This window comes from Asaia sp. VD9 (assembly GCF_037150015.1).
In the GTDB taxonomy this organism is placed as follows: Bacteria; Pseudomonadota; Alphaproteobacteria; order Acetobacterales; family Acetobacteraceae; genus Asaia.
On sequence record NZ_JBBCQM010000009.1, the window covers coordinates 102,312 to 120,100 of the forward strand.

Annotated in this window: 13 protein-coding genes; 6 read left to right on the forward strand and 7 right to left on the reverse strand. The window is 58.9% G+C overall.

Annotated elements, in window-relative coordinates:
- Positions 1-50 precede the first annotated feature (50 nt).
- The 4 genes from WFJ47_RS11970 to WFJ47_RS11985 all read left to right on the forward strand — a co-directional run bounded on the left by WFJ47_RS11970 (position 51) and on the right by WFJ47_RS11985 (position 3,857).
- The gene (locus tag WFJ47_RS11970) at positions 51-728 is read left to right on the forward strand and encodes an HAD-IA family hydrolase (protein WP_336763263.1); all 678 of its coding nucleotides are present in this window, start codon (positions 51-53) and stop codon (positions 726-728) included.
- Between the two features lie 18 nt (positions 729-746).
- Positions 747-1,145 (forward strand): NUDIX domain-containing protein, encoded by a 399-nt coding sequence (locus WFJ47_RS11975; protein ID WP_336763265.1) that lies wholly within the window; start codon positions 747-749, stop codon positions 1,143-1,145.
- 93 nt (positions 1,146-1,238) lie between these two features.
- On the forward strand, positions 1,239-3,107 hold the full coding sequence (gene htpG / locus WFJ47_RS11980; protein ID WP_127103425.1) for a molecular chaperone HtpG: 1,869 nt from the start codon (positions 1,239-1,241) through the stop codon (positions 3,105-3,107).
- A gap of 426 nt (positions 3,108-3,533) precedes the next feature.
- Positions 3,534-3,857 (forward strand): hypothetical protein, encoded by a 324-nt coding sequence (locus tag WFJ47_RS11985; protein WP_336763268.1) that lies wholly within the window; start codon positions 3,534-3,536, stop codon positions 3,855-3,857.
- A 108-nt stretch (positions 3,858-3,965) separates the two neighbouring features.
- On the opposite strand, the gene WFJ47_RS11990 is transcribed toward WFJ47_RS11985, so the two are convergent.
- Positions 3,966-5,855 carry a Hint domain-containing protein gene (locus WFJ47_RS11990; protein ID WP_336763270.1) on the reverse strand — a complete coding sequence of 630 codons (1,890 nt, stop codon included), beginning with the start codon at positions 5,853-5,855 and terminating at the stop codon, positions 3,966-3,968.
- A 1,004-nt stretch (positions 5,856-6,859) separates the two neighbouring features.
- Between WFJ47_RS11990 and WFJ47_RS11995 the strand changes: the two genes are divergently transcribed.
- Positions 6,860-8,122, forward strand: coding sequence for a serine hydrolase (locus WFJ47_RS11995; protein ID WP_336763272.1), 1,263 nt, complete (start codon positions 6,860-6,862; stop codon positions 8,120-8,122).
- Positions 8,123-8,156: 34 nt separating this feature from the next.
- Here WFJ47_RS11995 and WFJ47_RS12000 read toward each other — a convergent pair whose 3' ends face one another.
- The 4 genes from WFJ47_RS12000 to WFJ47_RS12015 are packed head-to-tail and all read right to left on the reverse strand — an operon-like array spanning position 8,157 to position 12,850.
- The gene (locus WFJ47_RS12000; RefSeq protein WP_336763274.1) at positions 8,157-9,971 is read right to left on the reverse strand and encodes a PepSY-associated TM helix domain-containing protein; all 1,815 of its coding nucleotides are present in this window, start codon (positions 9,969-9,971) and stop codon (positions 8,157-8,159) included.
- The gene (locus WFJ47_RS12005) at positions 9,968-10,276 is read right to left on the reverse strand and encodes a hypothetical protein (RefSeq protein WP_127103430.1); all 309 of its coding nucleotides are present in this window, start codon (positions 10,274-10,276) and stop codon (positions 9,968-9,970) included. Before WFJ47_RS12005 ends, WFJ47_RS12000 begins: the two co-directional genes overlap by 4 nt.
- A gap of 10 nt (positions 10,277-10,286) precedes the next feature.
- Positions 10,287-10,571 (reverse strand): hypothetical protein, encoded by a 285-nt coding sequence (locus WFJ47_RS12010; RefSeq protein ID WP_127103431.1) that lies wholly within the window; start codon positions 10,569-10,571, stop codon positions 10,287-10,289.
- Positions 10,568-12,850 carry a TonB-dependent siderophore receptor gene (locus tag WFJ47_RS12015; protein ID WP_336763277.1) on the reverse strand — a complete coding sequence of 761 codons (2,283 nt, stop codon included), beginning with the start codon at positions 12,848-12,850 and terminating at the stop codon, positions 10,568-10,570. The genes WFJ47_RS12010 and WFJ47_RS12015 overlap by 4 nt, the downstream gene beginning before the upstream one ends.
- Before the next feature lie 264 nt (positions 12,851-13,114).
- Between WFJ47_RS12015 and WFJ47_RS12020 the strand changes: the two genes are divergently transcribed.
- Complete coding sequence (locus WFJ47_RS12020) at positions 13,115-14,035, forward strand: bifunctional helix-turn-helix transcriptional regulator/GNAT family N-acetyltransferase (protein WP_336763278.1); 921 nt, start codon at positions 13,115-13,117, stop codon at positions 14,033-14,035.
- A 37-nt stretch (positions 14,036-14,072) separates the two neighbouring features.
- Here WFJ47_RS12020 and WFJ47_RS12025 read toward each other — a convergent pair whose 3' ends face one another.
- Positions 14,073-16,154, reverse strand: a complete 2,082-nt coding sequence (locus WFJ47_RS12025) for a Hint domain-containing protein (protein ID WP_336763279.1) — start codon at positions 16,152-16,154, stop codon at positions 14,073-14,075.
- A 737-nt stretch (positions 16,155-16,891) separates the two neighbouring features.
- Positions 16,892-17,755, reverse strand: coding sequence for an N-acetylmuramoyl-L-alanine amidase-like domain-containing protein (locus WFJ47_RS12030; protein WP_336763281.1), 864 nt, complete (start codon positions 17,753-17,755; stop codon positions 16,892-16,894).
- Positions 17,756-17,789 lie beyond the last annotated feature (34 nt).

The window sequence follows — 17,789 nt, forward strand, 5'->3', positions numbered from 1 at the left end:
CATGCAGGGTCTGCGCCCTGTGTGACCTGTTCTCATGACGGAGATTTCTCTTGGCCGAGCATGATTTGTTTCCCGGTAAAGCCTTCGATGCCTTCCTGTTCGATATGGATGGTACGATCCTCACCTCCATTATCGCGGCAGAGCGCGTCTGGACCCTCTGGGCGCAAAAGCATGGCCTCGATGTCGAGAAATTCCTCCCCACCATCCATGGCGTCCAGACCATCGAAACCATACGCCGTCAGAAATTGCCGGGCGTCAATCCGGTGGCTGAAGCGCATTGGATCACCAGCCGTGAGCTGGAGGATACGCATGGCATCGACCCTATCCCCGGTGCCACGGCCTTTCTGAACAGCCTGCCCGCCGATCGCTGGGCTATCGTCACCTCGGCCTCACGCGAGCTTGCGCTCAAGCGCATCGAGATTGCCGGACTGCCTCTGCCGACAATCCTGATCACGGCGGAAGATGCGCCGAATGGCAAACCTGCGCCCGATTGCTTCCTGCTGGGGGCGGAGCGTCTGGGCTTCAAGGCGGAGAATTGCGCGGTGTTCGAGGACGCCCCTGCCGGGATCAAGGCGGGAGAGGCCGCAGGTGCCAGCGTGGTGGTGATCACGGCCACCCATACCCACGAAGTCGATGTGCCCCATCCCACCGTGCCGGGTTACGAGGCGCTCAAGGCGCATCGCCTGCCCGATGGCCGTCTGTCGATTCTGGGCGACGATGCCCGCTGAGACAGTCTGAAACCTGCCATGTCTGTCATCACCATTGCTGCCGCCCTGTTCCATGACGGGGCGGGCAGGCTCCTGCTTGTACGCAAACGTGACACGCGAGCCTTCATGCAGCCCGGCGGCAAGCTCGAGCCGGGCGAGACCCCGCAGGCCGCGCTGTTGCGCGAAATCGGCGAAGAACTCGGCATTCAGCCGGACGAAACTTCATGCCGTTTCCTCGGAAAGATCGAGGCCCCCGCTGCCAATGAACCCGGCCATATCGTGCGCGCCGATCTCTTCACCCTGCTCTGGCCCGGCCGCGTCTCTATTGCCGCCGAAATCGAAGAAGCGCTCTGGGTGACGCCCGAAGAGGCACAGGCCCTGCCTCTTGCCCCGCTCACCCGTGATTGCGTTCTGCCTCTGTATCCCCTGATTTCCTGAGACCGCGCCTCTCTTGAAAAATCAGGGCCGGATTTCTACTTTCCCATGCAAATCAGTGCTCTTGTGGCACCAACATAGTCTTGAGGGATCTCCATGACCGAAAATACCGAAAAAGATCAGGTCCAGGGCGCCGAGAAGCATGAATTCAGCGCAGAAGTCGGGCGCCTGCTCGACCTTGTGGTTCATGCCCTCTATTCCGAGCGCGAGATCTTTTTGCGTGAGCTGGTGGCGAATGCAGCCGATGCTTCCGACAAGCGCCGTTTCGAGGCTCTGACCGACGCTGCCAAGGCACTGCCCGCAGATGCCGCCATTCGCATCAATCCCGACAAGGATGCCCGCCTGCTGACCATCAGCGATAACGGCGCGGGGATGAGCCGTGAGGATCTGGCGAGCAATCTGGGCACGATCGCGCGCTCCGGCACGCGCGCTTTTGGCGAGAAGCTGAACAGCGCCAAGCCTGAAGACCGCCCCAGCCTGATCGGCCAGTTCGGCGTCGGCTTTTATGCAGCCTTCATGGTGGCCGACAAGGTGGACGTGATTTCGCGCCAGCCCGGTTCCGATCAGGCCTGGCAGTGGTCGTCTGACGGCAAGGGCGCCTACACCATTGCGCCTGCCACGCGCGAGCAGCCCGGTACAGACATCATCCTGCATGTCAAAACCGATGCCGATGAATTTCTCGATGCCTGGCGTCTGCGCTCGATCATCCGCAAATGGGCCGATCATATTTCCTGGCCGATCACGCTGCGTGAAGGTGAGGAAGACAAATCGGCCAATGAGGGCACGGCGCTGTGGCGCAAGTCGAAATCCGACATCACGCCCGAGCAGTACACCGAGTTCTACCGCCACGTTGCCCATCAGTTCGACGAGCCCTATGCGACCCTGCATTGGAGCGCAGAAGGCACGACCGAATTCACGGCGCTTCTGTTCATTCCCGGGGCCCGTCCGTTCGACTTCATGGAGCAGTCGCGTGAAAGCAAGGTGCATCTCCATGTGCGCCGCATGTTCATCACCGACGAGGCCGAGCTCCTGCCGGCCTGGCTGCGCTTCGTAAAGGGCGTTGTCGACACCGAAGACCTGCCGCTGAACGTCTCGCGCGAAATGCTGCAATCGACCCCCGTGTTGCAGCGCATCCGCAAGGCCGTGACCAAGCGCGTGATGACCGAAATCAAGAACCGCGCCAAGGATACGGAAAATGCCGAGTCCTTCGGCACGTTCTGGGAAAACTTTGGCCCGATCATCAAGGAAGGCATCTGGGAGGACTCAGAGCACCGCCAGGAGCTCGCCGCCCTGTCGCGCTTCCGTTCCACGGCGTCTGATGATCCGACCACGCTTGACGCCTATCTGACGCGCATGAAGCCTGGTCAGGAATCGATCTATTACCTGACGGGCGAAAACGCCGAGGCCCTCGCCGCCTCGCCGCAGCTCGAAGGCTTCCGTGCCCGTGGCATCGAGGTGCTGCTGCTTTCCGATCAGGTGGACGGTTTCTGGCCCGATCGTCTGTCTTCCTATGAAGACAAGACCCTGAAATCCATCAACCAGGCCCATGGCGATCTGGAGAAATTCGAAGCCCCGACGCCGGAAGGCGAGGCTGCGGATCTCGAGAAGCTGATCCCGGCGCTCAAGGAAGCCCTTGGCGACGACGTGAAGGACGTGCGCGGCACGGTCCGTCTGGTCGGCAGCGCTGTGGTCATCACGAGCGAAGGCGGTCCCGATCTGATGATGCAGCGTCTGATGCGGCGCTCGGGTCAGGGCATGCCCCCGGCAGCCCCGATCATGGAAATCAACCCGCATCATCCGCTCATCCGTGATCTCGCGGCGCGGGTCGAGAAAGGAGAGAGCGTGGCCGATTTCGCCCGCGTTCTGCTGGATGTGGCCCGCATTCAGGATGGCGAGACCCTGCCCGACGCCGCAGGCTTTGCCCAGCGCCTGACTGCCATGCTGACGAGCGCAGCCACTGCGTGAACGGTTCGTGCCGTTCGGTAAGCGTTGCACGCGATAACGGTGCCCAGGGCAGCGTTCAGCGTGCGCGTTTGGCACCAGACGTGGCATCATGGTCAGGTGAGACGAAAACCAGCCCAGAAGAAGGCCCGTACCTCGCAGTACGGGCCTTCTTCATGCCTGCCTCCCGGACACGCATCCCTGCCTGACCGAGAGGGAGATCAGGCGGAGCCGCGCTTTTCCCCGATTCCAGGCCTTGCCTCTGCCTGAGTCTGAAGTCTGAAGTCTGAAGTCTGAAGTCTGAAGTCTGAAGTCTGAAGTCTGAAGTCTGAAGTCTGAAGTCTGAGCCATCGTCGATACGCGAAATCTCTGCAACTTCGCCCCAACCGAATGAGTTCTCTACCTCCTCCAGGGAGGCCCGTAGGCCGCCATGCAAAAGGAAGTCGGATCATGACGCAGAGCAGCTTTCATCCCACCAAGGAAATGGCCTCGGCGGCACGCCACGGTCTGAAATTGCGCGAGAAATTCAATCGGGGTGGCACAGATTCAGGCGTCAAACGCGCCGAACAACTGGCTGAGCAGAGGGATCTGGATGAGAGTGATCTCAAATCCATGCACAGCTTTTTCGCTCGCCACAAATCCGACCAGCATACCAAGACGCATGAATGGGGATCGGACAGCGACCCTTCGGCAGGCTATATCGCCTGGCTTCTATGGGGCGGAAACCCGGCACGGGACTGGGTCGAGCACAAACTCGAGTCAATCAAGGCATAACCGGGCCAGCGCCGGGCCCGTCTCCAGATTGGCATCATGCGCGCGAGCCCATGTCAAATGATCCATAGCGGAGATCGGTGAGATATCTCCGCCACGGAACCGGCACGCTCAGGCGGCCTCTGCTACCGTTTCCTGCGATACGGCAATTCTGGGCTCAAGGGTTGCTGCTACCTCTACGACCAGAACGGAAGGACCAGATCCGGCGCCATAGGGGAGATCGATCAGGGCATTCGCCTTGGTCCAGCGACGTTCACCCCCTTCGAGTCCGTGCCATCCGGAAAGCTCATCCGTTCTCAGATGCGCGTCCAGCCTGTATTCGTGCCTCCCCCCGAAAAGGACGACCTCGCCGATCTGGACACCCAGATAACGACGATCATCGTAAAATGGTCCGATGACATCGCAAGGACGGGCCACCGATGTGCTAAGCCTCACGCTTCGCGTTCCCTCCGGAATCGTGAAGGCGTAATGGGCTCCTGCGCAGGATCTCGGTTCGATAATCGTCCCATCGGCAGTGATGAGCGAAAGGGACGCGTGGGAAGATACGCCGGGCGCGACGGGCGCTGCAACACGCTCGCGCCGTTCGATCCCCAGGCTTTCCGCCCTACGGCTTAGTCGGTCATGGAGAGGCTCGAGAAATGCGGCGCGTGTCTCTAGAGGCGCAACAAGTTCAGGAGTCCGCAGGATCGCCGATCTACCGAATGTATCCTTTTTCACCACAACATCTGCGTAGCTTTCGGTGCGCACGCCGTTGGCCAGGATGATCTCGTGGCGCTCCATCTCGATATGGTAATAGACATAATGCTCGAGATCGGTCTCGTAACGGATCGATGCCCCATTGACCATGGTCCTGATCGCCACGAGCTTTCCATCCAGCAAGAACCGGTGCTCGGAAGTCACGAGGAGATCCTGGAATGGCTGTCCGTCTCCAAACGCGTTCTTGCAGATACGAACGCTGCAGCCGGCCTCGTCCAGACCGAGATTGGAAGCCTTCAGCACGGATACCGTTCCCCGCTTGACGGCTTTGATACGCTGAAAACTGGTCTTGCCGTCACGAATGCAACGCAGCCTTTGCCCTGCGCGCAGGGTTTCCACCGCAACCAGCCCGGTCTCTGCCTCGATAAGGGTTCCGGCCAGAAAGCAGGGCGCTGTGGCGAGATAGGTGACCCCCTTCATGCCCGGATAAGCGGTATTGGTAGACGCAAACAGGTCAGGATCGTATCCGAGACCAATATTGACGGTGAAGGAGTAAGCCCCGCTGGTCACAACGAGGTCTCCTGTCGCAGGATCATAATGCCAGGTGTCATCGCCATTCAGATAGGCGATATCAATGATATCTCCCTGACCGAACCCTGTGATGCTGACATTGCGTGCCGTGATTGTCGGTCTCAAAGCGAGGTAATTCCCGCCACCATTCATGTTGATCGTGACATCCGTCAGCGAGGTATAGACCGACAAATCTGACCCGGTCATGTTGATCGTCTGACCGCCACCGATCTTGCCAACCGTGCAGGCATTGAAATTGCCATTGTCTCCCGACAATCGCACACCCGTCATGTTGAAAGTGCCGGTCCCGGTGATCGTACTATTGGCATCTCCGGTATACATCGTGATATTTGACACATTGAGCGTGCCGTTATTTGTAGTGGTATTGTAAAAATTTACGAAATTATTTCCATTATAGCTTCCATAACCGTTGATGTCCACCTGACCGCCCGCGTTGATGCAAGGCGTGGTATAATTTCCAACGGTTCCCGACCCATATCCGAAATAGACTGTGGAAACTGCATAGGCCATATCGATGATGAGGTGCCCGTCCACGGTCATCACGCCATTCGCGGTCTTGGGATAATCCTGATTGCAAATAGCGCCCCCGGTTGACCCTGCGGTGCTCCCATTCGCGCCAAAATACTGGACAATGATTGTTTTGGTATCGCCCTCACCGACGCTACCATCTGCCCAAGGTTTGGCACCGCTGACCTGGGTTTCATAATCGGCCATGTCGCATTCTTCCAAATCGGTTTCAGAAATCTTGTTTTCCCTGGGACAACAGAAGAATTTGATCCGCAACCAAAAACAGGCTTATCGAATGCGAAGCGCAGAGGATCACACCTCGGATCCACTCAATAATCCTTTGCAAACAATGGCTTAAGTCACGATTCCAGATATTAATATATGGTTTCATAATTACTTCGAAACTTATCCGATCGAACATGATTCGTCATTTTATTCGAGAAACATTATGAAACTATCTACATTTTACTTGTGTTTTTTTCGTATACGCAACATTCTATGTTGTCTCTGTGCGATTTCGTCTTGTGGCAGATCGGATATAGAATCCGGTCCCTATGCGTATCGACCAGATCGATAAGCATATCCGGAAACATGCCATCAGGCGTCGGACATTGCCTACCCAGGCTGTCAACTCGAATAGAGCGTTGCAAGAGGACCGAAGTCGGATATCAACACGCTTTCAAGAACAGAAGCCTTGGAATCTGCCGGTGGGGACGCGCTCTGCCACCTCCGCGCTGCGCCATCCCCAATCCCACAGAGCACTGAGAGCGGACACCCCCGACAGAGCGCTGTCATGTCTTGCGGCCATCGACAGCCATCAGGCCGTATCACTGCCCGCCACTCTTGCGCTGAAGCAGATTTGGGCAAAGCGCTTTCCTAACCCCAAATGACATGAGAGGACTTACACAATTACTGACCGTCTCGACGTCCCATGATGTCACAAGCCGCTATCGAAGCGCACATGAGCTCACGCCGCGTATCGTTTCGAACCATGCACCTCATTCGGGAACGGATCGGCGCCGCGCAGGATCACGCTCGTAACGTGACCGTCATTCCGATGAAATAGGCGTGATCTCGCTTTCGAGACTCATACTTGCCGCAAATTCGGGTCAGAACTTGCCCTGACCGTTTCGGCAAGAACAAGAAGAGTCTCCAGTACAATGCAGATCAGTTTTTCTCCTCTCCTTTTGGCGGCGCTTTTATGCACAACCATGTCGACAAGCAGGGCCGAAACCGCCAACCAGGACTGTCGGCGCCTCGGCCTGTCCGTCTGCCCGACACCTGTCGACACGGCTCTGCCCGATGCCCGTACAATGCTGAGCTGGGGACAAGCGGAGCGGGTGATCGGCTTCCGCAATGACTGGCGCATGTATGACGGTGATGTCTTCAAGGCAAAAAACCCCTCCGCCTTGCCTCTCGGATTGAAGGATCTCTCCAGCGTAGACTATGAAATCGACGGGAAGCGCTATCCGCTTGCTGCCTATCTGAGCCGCAACAATGTGACCGGCCTCATGGTCATCAAGGACGGCAAGGTCGTTTATCGCTATTATGGCAACGGCAATACGCCTGATACACTCTGGACTTCACGTTCCGTGGGGAAATCGGTCGTTTCCACGCTGGTTGGAATCGCACTCAAACAGGGCACGATCCATTCCCTCGATGATACCGCTGTCACATACGATCCGTCTCTCAAAGGCACGGCGTGGGCTGGAATCACGATCCGTCAACTGCTTCAGCATGTCTCTGGCGTCGCGTGGAACGAGGATTATACAAATCCTGCCTCCGATTTCGCGCGTCTGACACGCTGCGAGGCAGGCACGGACCCGTATGCATGTGTCACAGCGCTTGTGGCCTCGCCCGAGCGCCCTTCTGTCGCCACACCCGGAACCACATGGTCCTACTCATCAGGGGGAGCCTGGGTCCTTGGAGACGTGCTCGAGAAAGCGACCGGCAAAACCATCGCGCAAAACCTGCAGGAGATGATCTGGCAGCCTTATGGCATGACCCATGACGGTGTCTGGCACAGCTATCGGCAGAACCGACATGACGTGGGCGCCCATGGCTTCAATGCCACGATGGAAGACTGGGGCAAGTTCGGCCTCTTCGTCATGAATGACGGGGTCCTCCCCGATGGTCGCAAGACCCTGCCCGATTCATGGCTGAAGGCGTGCAGCCAATGGACCAAAGCACGTCATTCGGTCAGTCCCGCTCACCCCGACGGGACGTATGGCTTTGAATGGTGGCACAACTCTGTGCCTGCTGCGGCTGATACTGTTGCCCCGAAGACCGGACTAAGCCCGAGTGAGTCGCTCTGGGCCATGGGCATTTTCGGGCAGTTGCTCGTTGTCGATCCGCAAGAAAAGCTGGTGATCGTCCAGTGGGCGACCTGGCCCGAGGCCGAACCTTCCTTCAGCCGACAACCTCTCGAGGCGTCCCTCATGTTCAACGCCATCGCAAACAGGCTGAGAAACTGAAATCCTTCCTCCCCGGCCGAAGCCGGGGCATCGGTCAGGCTGCGCGCGGCCTCTCGGCTCGGAAAGAATGACGGCACAAAACCCCACCCAGGATCAGGGAGATGACGGCAACTGCCCAGCCGGTCGTGATCTCCCGACCACTCTGCACACAAACGAGCCCGGCAAGCAGAAGATAGAAGGCACCGCTGAGAGCCAGAAGGGGGCGTTCCCCTATACGTGGAATGAAGGCGCCTGAAACAAAGAGCCAGAACACACCCTGATAGACCAGCATGGCGCTGGATTCCGAAACCCAGGCTGGGCAAGCAAGCCCTGCATCAAGCAGCACCGCAATGCCGGCCATGCATCCTGCGCAGCATCCGGTCGTCAGTCTTGCCAGGAACCATGTGCCACGGGTGTCCAGCTCAAGACCGGAGGCCTTCTCCCTGCGCCGGCGCACGGCAATCCAGAGACGATTACCGGTATAGAACAGAAACGCTCCGGCAAAGCCCAGAACGAGATAAGCCCAGCGTATGGGGACGCCCCCGTAACTGCCGAAATGCAGCGCAAAGAAACTCGTCAGCGCAGCAAATCCGGCGGATTGCTGACCGGGCAGATAGTCCCGCCACAAAAGCGCACCCGTTGTCGGATCGAGCGTTGCAAAGCCGCTGCTCGGGCCGCGCATGACATGCGCGGCATCATGGCCTGACACACGCAATGTCAGAGACCCCCCTGAAGCAGAGGGTGCTGCACCGCTACGTTCGCGAGGCTTGCGCTGCGTATAATCCAATATATCCGGAACAAAGCCGGGCGCGCTCTGCGCAAGGCGTGAGAGAATGCGATCAGGCGGCAGCGCGAGGGGAACCGCGCGCCCCGGAGCTCCGCCGTGCAAAACGGGGCCACCCGTGCCAGATCTGTCATCCCCCGCTGCCTGGCGTGACAGAGCCGGCGGAATGTTTTGCGTGCCGCTCCGGGCCGCCATGACGTGACCTTCATCTGCGACCGGCATCCGGGGCCCTTGCCCGGCAGGGCCAAATGCTGACTGATCCCCGACGGCTCTGCCCGGACCGCCCGGCCCCGAGAGTGCGCCTTGCCCAGCTTCTCGACCGAAGCGTGCATGCCCCTGCCCCGTAGTTCCCTGAAGGGTACCGTGCTCGGCGCCTCGACGCTCCCCGCCCAGAAATCCCGCTTGCACGGAGAAGATCACGTCGTGGAACGCGAAAACCACAGAAGTCAGGGCCATGACGATGTGAAAAGGGAGGGAGCAGAAGCCAAGCAGATTATGCAGATCGAGCCATTTGCGTCGCACGCTGCCCACCAGCCTGACGGCAAAAAGGCCACGCGCCAGAGCGGGCAGGAAAACGAGCGTGCCGGAAATCAGTGCCAGCGCATAACCCAGCGCAATGAACCCCATGACGATCATGGCCGTCTCATGAGGCAAAGGCAGTCCCATGCGCTGATGAATCACATCGATGACCTGCGCGACGGGAGAAGGTCGGCGCGTCACGGTCACAAGCTGACCCTGCGCATCAAGCGCCGCCATCATGACCGCCGCCGAACCGTGCCCATGCCGCCCCTCGCTCAAAGGCCATACAAGTCTGGCGGGATGCGCGGCATCAGGCGCCACCACGATCGAGTATTGGCGGCGTGCCTGGGGAAACGCCGTGAAAGCCTTCTCGAGAAGCTCCGGTGTCCGTTCCAGAGCAACGGGCTGAGGCAGCGCAGGGCGTGGTGTCATCCAAGATTCAAGCGCAGGCTCGAACATGGTGATGGCCCCGGCATAAAAGGCAATGAACAGAAAGAGCCCGGCCACCACGCCGACCCAGCTATGAACCTCGCGATAGACCGCAACAATATCGGCGCGCAGCTTCATGGACTGCCTCCCGCAGAGAAACCGGCCATCAGCGTATTGGCAAGCCAGACGAGGCAGGCGAGCCAGCCAAAGCCGAACCAGGCCCCAAGCCCGGAGCGAAACAGGAAACACAGGCTGAGGCAGAGCACCCAGATCAGCGCTGCCCCCCACATCAGGAACTGTGCGGACAGGGTCATCGGATTGCCCGTACTACCGCAGAGATGCCCGATCAGCACCATGACCCCCAGAGCGAGCGCGGCACCCGGAATCAGGGCCGCAAGCGTCTTTGACAGCCAGTGTCGTGTGGTGAGCGGCGCGGCTTTCATGATTGTTCGCTCATGACCCGCTTCGCTCCCGCCGAAAGACCGCCACGGTCACGGGCAACAGGCTGAGTACGACCATCAACCCGATCGCGCTCGCAAAAACCCCCACAAGCGGGCTCGTAGCCGTCGCAAGGCCGATCATGGACAGAACCAGGAGAAGCATCCCGGCGAGAACTGCGGGGCGCAGGGGCAGCCGACGCGCCAGAAGCTGCTGCTGATGGGCAGCCAGATAGAAAGCCATACCCGCCATCACGACCAGTATACCCCCGGCGAGGGCGAAAAGCGGATGCGCGCTCACCAGCGATATTCCAGGCGCATGGTCAGGCTGCGACCCTGCCCATAATAGCAGGCAGAAACGGCCGTACAGGTCGCCACGAAGCGCTTGTTCGCGATGTTGCGCATGTTGAGCGAGAAGGAGAGACCGTCATAGCGCGGCCGCGCCACGCCAAAATCATAGCGCAGGAACATGTCATAAAGCGTATAGCCGGGGATAGAGAGTGTATTGGCCGTATCGCCATAGGAGTGGCCTGTATAGCGCACGCCACCACCGAAACCCGCACCACGCATGGGGCCATGCAGCAGGCGCTGATCGACAAAGAGCGAAGCCATCCATTTCGGGGCCTGCGGCATAATGTTACCGATCTGCGAAGCCGTATTGGATTCCGTGATTTTTGCCGCGCTGCGCGTCCCGGTGAAAATGACCGCCATATCCCAGGGCAGCGTCGCCCGGCCTTCAAGCTCGAGACCGCGCACACGCATCTCGCCCGTCTGCACAAGGCAGGTAGCGGTGCCACAAAGCTGGCCGTTCGGTGCCGGTGTCGTCACATTCTGCTGGGTGATCTGATACCCGCCAAAGGTCACATAGATGCTCTTGCCGTACTGATAGCGCAGCCCTGCTTCGTACTGGTCACCCGTGGTCGGCTTGAAGGGCTTGTTATCGAGTGCGGTGGAAGGATCGGACACCTGAGGCTGAAATGACGTGGCATAGCTGAAATAGGGTGCCAGGCCGATCCTGGTGCGATAGACGGCACCGGCACGCCAGGTGAAACGGTCATTATCGTTCAGGTAGCGTTTCTTGGTCAGGATATTGAGCGTGTTGTCACGCACCCAGTCCTGACGCCCCCCGACCGTGATGTAGAGATTCTCGATCTTCATCTGGTCCTGGAAATAAAGACCATTCTGCTGTGATTCCGTAGCGCCATAAACCTGTGGCGCCAGACCGGCCGAATAGCCGGTCGTGCCACGGGCCACCGGATCGAAGATATTCAGCAAGGGCAGCACAAGCGCCGAATTGACCAGATCGCGCGAGCTTTCCCAATTGGTGTAGAAATAATCCGTACCGAACAGCAGGGTATGGCGCACCATGCCTGTTCTGGCCCTGACCTCAAGCTGGGTATCCGTCGCGACACCTTGGGAACGCCCGCGCCCTTCGACTGCACGACGATTGACGGTCTGATAGGGCACGCAACCCTTGATGCTGGCCGTGCATTTTGTGATTGTATCCCCCGAAAGCACGGTCGAGCGATAGAGATTATCGAGATAGGTATAACGCGTGTTGTTGCGCAGCGTGACGATATTATTGAACTTGTGCTCGAGGAACGAGCCCGTCAGCACCTGTGTCCGATCGAAAGTGTTCCAGTCCGGCTCGCCGATATTTTCATCATTGCGGATATAGCGTCCCTTGGACGGCACAAGTGTGCCAGTCATCGGCAGGAACTGGAAAGTCGACCCACCCGTATCGCGCTGATATTGCGCCAGCAGCGTCCAGCTCGACCCTTTGGCATAATTCCATGTCAGGCTGGGCGACACGTAATAGCGCCCGCTATTCACATCATTGACCTGCGTTCCGCCATAACGCGCCACAGCAACGATACGCCCCTGGACCGTTCCTGATTTATTGAGTTTGCCGGAAACATCCCCCGAAGCCTGGCCCTGCCAGTTGCCGAGCTTGGTATAGCCGATGGTCTGGAGAAAGAATTCACCATGCGACTTTTCGGTTGGCCGCTTGGTGGTGAGATTGACGATACCGCCCGGTGCCGTCTGGCCATAAAGCGCGCCTGAGGGCCCCTTCAGAACCTCGATCTGCTGCAATGCAAAAGGATCGAAGGAGGTACGCGTCCACTGGCCGCCCGACGGCAGACGCAGCCCATCGACGAAATTATTATTCGACGAGAACCCCCCAGCGCCGAACCCGCGTACCGAAACCTCATCCACGCGATTATCGACACCGGATGGCTCGGCCTGCACGCCCGCCATATAGGAGAGCGCATCTGCAATGGTCGGTGACGCGCGCAATTCGATCTCTTCACGCGTCACGATCGAGATCGTCTGCGGCGAATCGATGATCGGTGTCCGCGTTTTGGTCGTGGCCCCTGCCTGGGAAAGACCCGTGGCCGACACAACGATCACCTCATCTGCCTTGTCGCGGGTCGTGGCCTTTTTCCTGGCCGCATCATGTCGGGCTGCGACCGGTTTTTTTCGCAGGATCGACTCGGGCTGTCTGTCCTCTGCCAGAGCCATGGGGAGAGAAGCCGCACTTGCCGCAGCAAGGGCGAGAAGACCGATTGTCCTGCGCATTGTCTTGAATTCACATCATCTTGGAACGAAACCCGCTCGGAGATCTTGCAATTGCGAGTTATTGTCAATTGCATAATGACTCCTGAGTCAGGTTTATCGCCCGCTCTGAAGCCTCAAAGACACAGTTTGGAGAACTGATCTGTTACGTCACAGGCGCGAGGCACAGATTTGCAGAAGGTCATGACCCGAGAATTGCCTCATTCGCAGCGCAGAGGGCAGACGCGACCCATCGCCCCACGCCAGTGAAGGACGGACTGCAGTATTATGGATGACATGATCGAGGCCATCAGGCGGTTCAATCGGTTCTATGTGAGCCATATCGGGGCCATCGACACCCATTTCCTGGGTGAGGATATCAGCATGGCCGAGGCGCGCGTGCTGTTCGAAATCGCCCGTAACGCGCCGGTACGCGCCGCCAGCTTGCAGGAGATCCTACAGATCGACCGAGGTTATCTGAGCCGCCTTATCACACGTCTCAGCCGACGGGCACTCGTTGCGCGAGACGCCACGACACAGGACAGACGCACGCGTCCGGTCAGCCTGACCAATTCTGGCGCCCGTCTTGTCGCCCAACTCGATCAACGCATGCGGAGCGCCGTCGAAAAGGCGCTCACGGTTCTGGACCCTATGGAGCAGCACGACCTGGTTTCATCCCTGTCGCTCGCCCATCGTCTGCTGGCCCCTTCAGCCCCGGCAACGCTCACCCTGCGCGCGCCGCGATCCGGAGAGGTGAGCCTGATCGCGGCGCGCCAGTCGGCGCTTTATGCCGAGAGCCATGGCTGGGGGCATATGCTGGAATGTCTGATTGCCGAAACCGCCGCACAATTCCTGCGCGAATTCGTACCGGATCGCGAGGCGTGCTGGATTGCCGATCTGAATGGCGTCATGGCAGGGGCCGTTTTTCTGACCGATGAAGCCGCTCGCGGAAAACCGGGTACGGCGCGGCTGCGCCTGCTCCATGTCGAACCCTTCGCCAGAAGGCGTGGCATCGGCGATGCCCTCGTGCAGCAATGTCTGAATTTCGCGCGTGAGAAACAGTATGAACGCGTGGTGCTATGGACCCATACCGTGCTGGACACGGCGCGTCGCCTTTATGCCCGCAATGGTTTTGCCTGTGTCGCGACCGCACCTCACGATCTGTTTGGCGTCCCACTGCAAGGAGAGGACTGGGAGAGGCATCTCTAAGCCCCTCCCATGAACCGTCTGATCGAGCCCTCGTGATTCAGCCTACCAGACGCGCCGCGTCCCCGTCTTCGGCCAGCAGATGGACCGAAGGACCTTCATCGAGAATCTCGATGGAGAGCAGAGAGGGGCCGACATCGTCCAGACCACCTTGCAAGGACGCGGCCGGGGCCAGATCCGGCAGATAAGCGAGGTCGGTCGTCCAGCGTGATGCAGCCTCGCCCAGCCCATGCCAGCCCGTAAGCTCGTGGCACGTCAGGTGGCTCGTGATCGCGCGCTGCCCCCTTGTATGGAACACGTTCATCTCACCGATCGAGACGCCAAGCAGACGCCGGTCATCAATGAAGGGACCAAAAACCTGCGAGGGAAGCGCCGCGCGCACCCGCAGATAAGCGCTGGACAGACCCGAAGGCAGGCTGAAAATCACCCGGTTACCCGCCCTGCGCAGCGGATGAATCAGGGTCCCTGCACCCGTCACGAGACACGGCAACTGGGCTCGAGTACCGCTGATTTCCGGCAGAGGGGCGCAACCGACGCCCATGATGCCCGCCCGTGCGCGCAAGGCGCGATGGAGCGGTTCCACGAAGTGGCGCGTCGTATCGACAGGGCGCCCCGCTGGCATCGTTTCGACCCGGGATACGGTCGTGGCGTCGAGATAGGTTTCCGTCATCGTACCGTTAGCCTGGATCAGGTGATGTCCGGCGCAGACGACGTGATAATAGTCATAGCTTGGCATCTCGGTCTCATAACGGATCGTTCCGCCATTGATGAGCATACGAACCGGCACCAAAGCATGATCGAAAACGAAACAATGCTCACCGGTCACCAGCAGATCCTGGAATGGTACGCCCGGTGCAAAGGCATCTGCAAGAATGCGGACAGGAAAACCGGCGAGATCAGCCGCGTTTTTGTGTCCATGCGCGTGATGTGTATGGCGCGATACCGACAAGATCGGCGCAAGTTGCCGCTCACCGCTATCATAAATGGCGATCAGATCGCCTGCACGCAGCGTCTCCACTGCACCATAGCCGTTCACGGTTTCGATCAGGGCACCCGGCAGGAAGCAGGACGGGTCCATACCCCCCTGAACCGTCACACTGCTTCGTCCGCCTGCGACAGTCGGATTGATGAGATTTCCGCCCGAAGCAATATAAAGCGAGCCCGCTTCGGTTTGCGTTCCGATATGCGCGTCCTGCGCCGTTCCGTCGATCCGGTTAAATATTCCGTTGAGCGAGACGAAATAATCCTCCTGCGACAGGCTGCCAGCCGCGCCAGAAATCGTACCGCGATAGACGTTGGAGGTCGAAACGCCACCATCACGGATAACCGTGTCAACACCGCTCTCCGTAGTGGAATTACGCATCGACGCCCCGTTACTCACAAAGACCTGTCCACTTTGCACAAGGACATGATCAACCGTTGCACCCGACTGGACGTAAAGCGCTCCACCGGTCAGGCACACCCCCCCGGTGGGCTGCAGGAAGGAGTTGGTGCCACTCTGGTAATAGGTTTGCCCGCCATTCAGGACTGCCGACCAGGTACCTGAAATCATGCGCGTGTATGATGGCGGCGGCGGGGCCGATAGCGGGACAGATCCATAGCTTGCCCCCAAATCCACAAAAGCTACTGTGGATTCAATCGTCAGGCCCGTCACCTGGGCGCCATCGGAAATGGCGACATAGGACCCGCTTCCCATCGTGGCATCCTGCAGGATGGCACCAGAGCCAACATCAAATGAGTCCACCTCGTTCGCATTGATCGTACCGACGCCATTGAACGTGTCGCTGTAAGAGGCCCCGCCCGCGCTGATATACGCCTCGTAGCGCGTGGTGACATCCGCCCCGCCATTATAGCTGTTGGAAATGCTTTTCCCGCCAGACGCGATGGTCACGCCACCGCTGCTCATGATCGAGCCCTGCAGGATGCCGCCCGAGGCAATCGAGATCTGCGTCGACACGGCAGAGATGGCGCTCACAACCGCACCGCTCGTGACCGTCAGGGTGGCGCCTTTAAACACGACCGCACCCGAATACGAGACGGTCTGGCCATTAACGGTGCTCGTGTAGATGGTCCCCTGACCGCTCAGAACAGCATACCATGTTCCGCTGAGTGTATAAGCCATGCAACATCCTGATTATTGTTTTTTATTGATGATATGTTCCATCTTGTAAATACAGTATTTTTTCGTCAATAAACTTCGCAATCAGTATCATTATAAAATGTTTCCGCCGCCCCCTGGTCTTCGAACGCATTCAGTAAAAAATAAGGGCAGCGCGTTTTTTTGAGGCGACATGCTTCGCAGAACGCGTTCAGGACAGTGCAGGGAAATAACCGCCGAAATTCGGGCGACAAATGCGGTAACTATTTTCGAAACGAGAAGGCGGCACGAGAACGTTTCTGAGTCGTCCCATTGGTAGCAAGTAACAATCCTTGCCAATAACCGAGTACGCCATCAGTACGCCCTACACATGACCTGAGCGCCGTTCAGCTTATACGCGAACCCGAAGAGTTCGAGATACGGATCATCGTGCGGCTTAGGCCATGACACTCCGCATCATGGCGTTCAGGGCCGGGACAACGGGCCGCTATTTGCCCATGGGTCAGATCTCGCAAGCCCGGCCTGTTTCGCGATGCACAGGTCAGCCGATACCTCTGTCGAGGAGACGCCTGAACCGAGAATGATCTCACACGAGAGCCTCTTTTCTGGCTCAGGCAGCTCTCCACGGGGACGACGCACGCCTGGCGGTGAGCCTGAAGAGAACCAGGCTCTGCAGTATGCCCCGGACGCTCATCCGGTGATGATATTGTTCGAGGCTTATCGGTACGGCCAGTCGCTCCCGTGTCCAAGCGGCAGCGACTTCACTCGCCCTCGATCATGCGCAGCACCAGAATACCTGGTTTGCCCTGGATATAGCTACCAAGTTCGGTGTCGACCACTTTCCTGTTGGCCTTCAGCGAGGATGCGTTGCGAAAATAGAGCGTGTGATCCTTCCAGATGGCAAGCCCGGTATGGGTGACATCCAGCCCATCCAGGGCAGTGTAGATACCAATTACATCGCCCGTATGGATCTTCGCAGCCACTTCAGGCGTGAGAGCCTCTGGCGGCAGGTAGGCGATATCGCGTGCATGGGGAGACAGCCCCCTTATATACACACCGCCATCCTTGCGCTGGTTGAGGATCTTATGCGTGACGCGCACCCCGGAAGACAGGTCGGATGTGATATCGCGCGCGTTATTCGGGGCATAGGCGACCCAATCCGTCAGGAAGTGACGCCGATCCAGATAGGCGACATGCCCACCCCGATAGCGTGTTCCCACGAGTGCCTCGAGAAATCCCCGTCGATCATGGCCAAGAGCCAGAGCACGCACCTGATCGATGAAGGTGTAGCAATCGACGCCCTCGAAGCGGACCACGAGTTTCTCCGGTGTGTCTGCGCTACCGATCAGCGTATCAGCCTGATAGGGGGTCCCCAGAAACCCGGCCGATATCTGGTCAAGCCGTTTGGTGAAGTCGTGAACCGGCGCCATCTCCTGCTCGATCCGATCAACACGCGCCTGATCGGCAGGAGAGAAAACGCGCTCTGCTGGCAGAGTAAAACCGATGCTGGCAGCTGACACCTGGCCGGGCGCTGCCATGACGGGAGCAGCGCCTGCCCCCAACCCTGCGAGCAGCAGCGCGCCGATTCCGAGAGTGCCCCAAGGGGCGACGCGACGCTTTTCCATCTTTCTCTCCCATTCACATCAATCGGGAGAGAGT

What these genes read in the sequence shown, in the direction of transcription:
- WFJ47_RS12025 (WP_336763279.1), bottom strand. Translation starts at nt 16,154, where the DNA reads ATGGCTTATACACTCAGCGGAACATGGTATGCTGTTCTGAGCGGTCAG.
- WFJ47_RS11995 (WP_336763272.1), top strand. Translation starts at nt 6,860, where the DNA reads ATGTCGACAAGCAGGGCCGAAACCGCCAACCAGGACTGTCGGCGCCTC.
- WFJ47_RS12020 (WP_336763278.1), top strand. Translation starts at nt 13,115, where the DNA reads ATGGATGACATGATCGAGGCCATCAGGCGGTTCAATCGGTTCTATGTG.
- WFJ47_RS12015 (WP_336763277.1), bottom strand. Translation starts at nt 12,850, where the DNA reads ATGCGCAGGACAATCGGTCTTCTCGCCCTTGCTGCGGCAAGTGCGGCT.
- WFJ47_RS12005 (WP_127103430.1), bottom strand. Translation starts at nt 10,276, where the DNA reads ATGAAAGCCGCGCCGCTCACCACACGACACTGGCTGTCAAAGACGCTT.
- WFJ47_RS11985 (WP_336763268.1), top strand. Translation starts at nt 3,534, where the DNA reads ATGACGCAGAGCAGCTTTCATCCCACCAAGGAAATGGCCTCGGCGGCA.
- WFJ47_RS12030 (WP_336763281.1), bottom strand. Translation starts at nt 17,755, where the DNA reads ATGGAAAAGCGTCGCGTCGCCCCTTGGGGCACTCTCGGAATCGGCGCG.
- WFJ47_RS11975 (WP_336763265.1), top strand. Translation starts at nt 747, where the DNA reads ATGTCTGTCATCACCATTGCTGCCGCCCTGTTCCATGACGGGGCGGGC.
- WFJ47_RS12000 (WP_336763274.1), bottom strand. Translation starts at nt 9,971, where the DNA reads ATGAAGCTGCGCGCCGATATTGTTGCGGTCTATCGCGAGGTTCATAGC.
- htpG (WP_127103425.1), top strand. Translation starts at nt 1,239, where the DNA reads ATGACCGAAAATACCGAAAAAGATCAGGTCCAGGGCGCCGAGAAGCAT.
- WFJ47_RS11990 (WP_336763270.1), bottom strand. Translation starts at nt 5,855, where the DNA reads ATGGCCGATTATGAAACCCAGGTCAGCGGTGCCAAACCTTGGGCAGAT.